Origin of the sequence: Streptomyces caeni, assembly GCF_042678285.1 — a bacterium.
Lineage (GTDB): Bacteria > Actinomycetota > Actinomycetes > Streptomycetales > Streptomycetaceae > Streptomyces > Streptomyces caeni.
This window is the reverse complement of sequence record NZ_JBHUDX010000046.1, coordinates 1-3,313: the sequence shown is the minus strand read 5'-3', so window position 1 is coordinate 3,313 and position 3,313 is coordinate 1. Positions and strand designations below refer to the sequence as shown.

Below are 3,313 nucleotides of genomic sequence, written 5' to 3'. Positions count from 1 at the left end.
GAGGCGGGCCCCGGCTTTGTGCTCAGGACCCAAGCAGGGGGCACACCCCCATCGGCCCCCTTGACGTACCGGCCTTCCCGCGGAGCGCTCAGGCGGCCGACTGCGCCAGCCACTGAGGCAGCGCCTTGAAGTCGTCCTGCCCGAGCGCCAGCAGCATCGCGTCCGCGGGCGTCGGCTCGAACGGCTGCCGCAGCAGCGGCATCCCCGCCTGCTCCGGCGTACGGTTCGCCTTGCGGTGGTTGTCCTCCGCGCACGAGGCCACCGTGTTCAGCCAGCTGTCGGCACCACCCTGAGACCGCGGCACCACATGGTCCACGGTCGTCGCCCGCCGCCCGCAGTACGCGCACCTGTGCCGGTCCCGCACCAGTACACCCCGCCTCGACCACGGAGCTTGTCTTCGGAACGGCACCCGTACGTACCTGCAGAGCCTGATCACCCGGGGCGCGGGTATGTCCACATCGGCGCCCCGCATACGGAGTTCGGGGTGGGCCTGCTCGACAACGGCCTTGTCCTGCAGCACCAGAACGACGGCCCGGTTCAGAGTCACCGTCGACAGCGGCTCGAAGCTCGCGTTCAGAACAAGCGTGTCACGCATCCAGCCCACCTCCCGTGTGCACCTGCCCACCCCCCGGCGGGCTGGGATCAACTCTGTACGGGCACGCCGAGATGGACAACGCAATAAAAAGATGCCCGCCTCTGATCAATTCCAAGACCAGAGGCGGGCAAACGTTCAGCGAACGCCAGTCTGCTCCCGCGTGCGTCAGCTCGTGGCCGGGTTCTCGTACTCCCCGATGAGCTGGGCGCGCGCCAGCGTGTGGAACCGCAGGTTGAAGCCGACCATCGCGGGGGAGGCGTCCGAGTCCGGGCCGAGCTTCTCCTGGCCGACGGCGTACACCGTGAACACATAACGGTGCGGCCCGTCCCCGGGCGGCGGCGCGGCACCACCGAAGTCCTTCGTCCCGTAGTCGTTGCGCGCGTGGACCGCGCCCGCGGGCAGCCCCTCGAACCTCCCGCTGCCCGCACCCGCCGGCAGCTCGGTGACCGAGGCCGGGATGTCGAACAGCACCCAGTGCCAGAACCCGCTCCCGGTCGGGGCGTCGGGGTCGTAGCAGGTCACCGCGAAGCTCTTGGTCTCCGACGGGAAGCCCTCCCAGCGCAGCTGCGGCGAGGTGTTCCCGGCCGAATGGACCTGAGCGTCCTTGAGCCTGGCCCCCGGCTCGACGTCCTCGCTCGTCACCGTGAACGCCGGCACGGGCGGGTGGAAGTCGTGTGGCAGCGGCCGCCTCTTGAGCTCGGTCACCTCGGCACCTCCAAAGTCAGTGGATCAACCGATTCCAGTCGTTGCAGAGCCTAGAACCAGCTGCGCCTGCTGCCGACCTCCGACAGCCACTGGTGGAGGTACGCGGCCCAGTCCGTGCCCTGGAAGTCGTGCAGACCGACCTGGAAGCAACGGTAGGAGTCGCTTCCCTCGCTGAAGAGACCCGGCTTCTTGTCCATCTCCAGCACCACGTCCATGGCGTGCTCGTCCGTGACGAAGCTCAGCTCGACCTGGTTCAGGCCGCGGTACTGCGACGGCGGGAAGAACTCGATCTCCTGGTAGAACGGCAGCTTCTGCCGCGTCCCCCGGATGTGGCCGCGCTCCATGTCCGCGCTCTTGAAGCGGAAACCCAGCTGGATGAACGCGTCCAGGATCGCTTTCTGCGCCGGCAGCGGGTGCACGTTGACCGGATCCAGGTCGCCGGAGTCGAGAGCCCGTGCGATCTCCAGCTCCGTGGTCACCCCGATGTGCATCCCGCGCAGGGCCTGTCCGTCGATCATGGTGATCGGGGTCTCCCACGGGACCTCGAACCCGAACGGCACGGCATGCACCGCCCCGGCCTGGAGCTCGAAGGCACCACCGAGCCGAACCTTCGTGAACTCGATGTCCTGCTTGTACTCGGTGTCGTCGTGCCCCTCGACCTCGACCCTGGCCTGGAGGCCGACGTTCAGGCCCTCGATCGCCTGGTTCACGGACCCGCCCTGGATCCGCACCTCACCCTGGACGACGCCGCCGGGCACCACGTTGACCTCGGTCAGCACCGTCTCGACCGAAGCCCCGCCGGCTCCCAGGCTCGCGAGCAGCCGCTTGAACCCCATGAATCTTCCCTCCCAGGCAAACGCCTGTTCCGTCGTCCACCACGTGCGCGCGTTCTCACACCTGGCTCGTACGTGGATCCTTGATCCCTTGATCCCTTGATACGCGATCCGGCCCGGGGCCGGTTCCGCGCCTCACCCTTCCAAGGGGGAGGACCCTTGACCACCCCTTGGCACGCACCCGTCTGGACTACGCTCGTACGACATGATCGCGACCCCCGACCGTACGCCCCTCCCCAGGGACTTCTTCGACCGGCCTGTACTGGAGGTCGCCCCTGACCTCCTGGGGCGCGTCCTGATCCGCACCACCCCGGACGGTCCGATCGAACTGCGCCTCACGGAGGTCGAGGCGTATGACGGCCCGAACGATCCCGGCTCCCACGCGTATCGCGGCCGCACGAACCGCAACGGCGTGATGTTCGGTCCGCCCGGCCATGTATACGTCTACTTCACCTACGGCATGTGGCACTGCGCGAACCTGGTGTGCGGCCCGGAGGGCAGGGCGAGCGCCGTGCTGCTCCGCGCCGGCGAGATCACCGAGGGCGCCGCCCTCGCCCGTAGACGTCGCCTCTCGGCCCGCAACGACAAGGAACTGGCCAAAGGTCCCGCCCGCCTGGCGACGGCCCTGGGCGTGGACCGCGCCCTCGACGGCACGGACGCCTGTGCCGCCGGCGAGACCCCCTTGCGCATTCTGACCGGCGCATCGGTGCCCACCCACCAGGTACGCAGCGGTCCGCGCACCGGCGTCTCAGGCGACGGCGGCGTCCACCCGTGGCGCTTCTGGGTCGCCAACGACCCCACGGTGAGCCCTTACCGGGCCCACACGCCCCGGCGCCGCCGAAGTTGACGCGTCTGCGGAGGGTGCGTAATGTAGCCCAAGCCGCTTGAACGGGGTACGGCGTTCAGCCGACAGCCGGAAGCGGCCAACCCACTACCTACGACGTCCCTCGCAGAGGGCGAAATCGGTATGCCTGCATGCCCGAATTCGAACTCGGCGAACTCGATTATGAGTTGCGACGGGAATCGGCTACCGTAGTGAATGTCGAAAGATCACACGGCGGAAAGCCGAGGGGTCTGGAGAAAACCCGCCGACCGGGAATCAGCTCCGAAAGGATCTGATAGAGTCGGAAACACCGAAGGGAAGCGCCCGGAGGAAAGCCGTGAGACTGGTTCTCGTGGT

At 68.0% G+C, this 3,313-nt stretch carries 4 protein-coding genes; 1 reads left to right on the top strand and 3 read right to left on the bottom strand.

Annotated features, from left to right (window positions below; all coding sequences use genetic code 11):
- Window positions 1–88: 88 nt before the first annotated feature.
- From ACFSL4_RS16165 to ACFSL4_RS16155, 3 genes are all read right to left on the bottom strand, one after another.
- Entirely contained in the window at window positions 89–595 is a 507-nt protein-coding gene (locus ACFSL4_RS16165; RefSeq protein WP_381083064.1) for an HNH endonuclease, read from the bottom strand.
- A 165-nt stretch (window positions 596–760) separates the two neighbouring features.
- A complete protein-coding gene (locus tag ACFSL4_RS16160) occupies window positions 761–1,300 on the bottom strand; it encodes a YbhB/YbcL family Raf kinase inhibitor-like protein (protein WP_381083062.1) in 540 nt (179 codons plus the stop codon).
- 50 nt (window positions 1,301–1,350) lie between these two features.
- Window positions 1,351–2,136 carry a sporulation protein gene (locus ACFSL4_RS16155; RefSeq protein WP_381083060.1) on the bottom strand — a complete coding sequence of 262 codons (786 nt, stop codon included), beginning with the start codon at window positions 2,134–2,136 and terminating at the stop codon, window positions 1,351–1,353.
- Window positions 2,137–2,338: 202 nt separating this feature from the next.
- On the opposite strand from ACFSL4_RS16155, the gene ACFSL4_RS16150 reads away from it, so the two are divergent.
- Window positions 2,339–2,980 (top strand): DNA-3-methyladenine glycosylase, encoded by a 642-nt coding sequence (locus ACFSL4_RS16150; protein ID WP_381083058.1) that lies wholly within the window; start codon window positions 2,339–2,341, stop codon window positions 2,978–2,980.
- The last annotated feature ends 333 nt before the right edge of the window (window positions 2,981–3,313 follow it).